1 rRNA gene is annotated in these 1,333 nt (G+C 52.3%); it reads right to left on the minus strand.

Annotated features, from left to right (window positions below):
* Positions 1-66: 66 nt before the first annotated feature.
* A 16S ribosomal RNA gene (locus tag T426_RS0119130) occupies positions 67-1,333 on the minus strand; the annotation flags it as partial.

Below are 1,333 nucleotides of genomic sequence, written 5' to 3' on the forward strand. Positions count from 1 at the left end.
TTTTAAAAAGGAAGAAGTAAGTACCTTTCATTCATTTCCTCTCAGAACCTATCGTGTCGGCTCCAGAAAGGAGGTGTTCCAGCCACACCTTCCGGTACGGCTACCTTGTTACGACTTAACCCCAGTCACTTGTTTTACCCTAGGCCGCTCCTTGCGGTTGCAGACTTCAGGTCCCCCAAGCTTCCATGGTTTGACGGGCGGTGTGTACAAGGCCCGGGAACGTATTCACCGCGCCATGGCTGATGCGCGATTACTAGCGAATCCAGCTTCATGGAGTCGGGTTGCAGACTCCAATCCGAACTGAGACCGGCTTTTGGGATTAGCATCTTGTTGCCAAGTAGCTGCCCTTTGTACCGACCATTGTAACACGTGTGTAGCCCTGGACATAAGGGCCGTGCTGATTTGACGTCATCCCCACCTTCCTCTCACCTTACGGTGGCAGTCTCGCCAGAGTCCTCAGCTTAACCTGTTAGCAACTGACGATAAGGGTTGCGCTCGTTATGGGACTTAACCCGACACCTCACGGCACGAGCTGACGACAACCATGCAGCACCTTGTAAATTGCCCCGAAGGGAAGTCACCTTTCGGCAACGGTCAATCCACATTTAAGCCCAGGTAAGGTTCCTCGCGTATCATCGAATTAAACCACATGTTCCTCCGCTTGTGCGGGCCCCCGTCAATTCCTTTGAGTTTCAACCTTGCGATCGTACTCCCCAGGTGGATAACTTAATGCTTTCGCTTAGCCGCTGACTGTGTATCGCCAACAGCGAGTTATCATCGTTTACGGCGTGGACTACCAGGGTATCTAATCCTGTTCGCTCCCCACGCTTTCGTGCATCAGCGTCAGTTACGCTTTAGTAAGCTGCCTTCGCAATCGGTGTTCTGAGTAATATCTAAGCATTTCACCGCTACACTACTCATTCCGCCTACCTCAGGCGCACTCAAGCTATACAGTTTCAATGGCAGTTCTACAGTTGAGCTGCAGCATTTCACCACTGACTTATATAGCCGCCTACGCACCCTTTAAACCCAATGAATCCGGATAACGCTTGCATCCTCCGTATTACCGCGGCTGCTGGCACGGAGTTAGCCGATGCTTATTCATGTACTACCGTCATAACGCTACACGTAGCGCCTATTCTTGGTACATAAAAGCAGTTTACAACCCGTAGGGCCGTCATCCTGCACGCGGGATGGCTGGTTCAGGCTCTCGCCCATTGACCAATATTCCTCACTGCTGCCTCCCGTAGGAGTCTGGGCCGTGTCTCAGTCCCAGTGTGGGGGATCATCCTCTCAGAACCCCTAGGCATCGTCGCCTTGGTAAGCCGTTACC

The sequence above is a fragment of the Prolixibacter bellariivorans ATCC BAA-1284 genome (genome assembly GCF_000621705.1).
Classification (GTDB): Bacteria; Bacteroidota; Bacteroidia; order Bacteroidales; family Prolixibacteraceae; genus Prolixibacter; species Prolixibacter bellariivorans.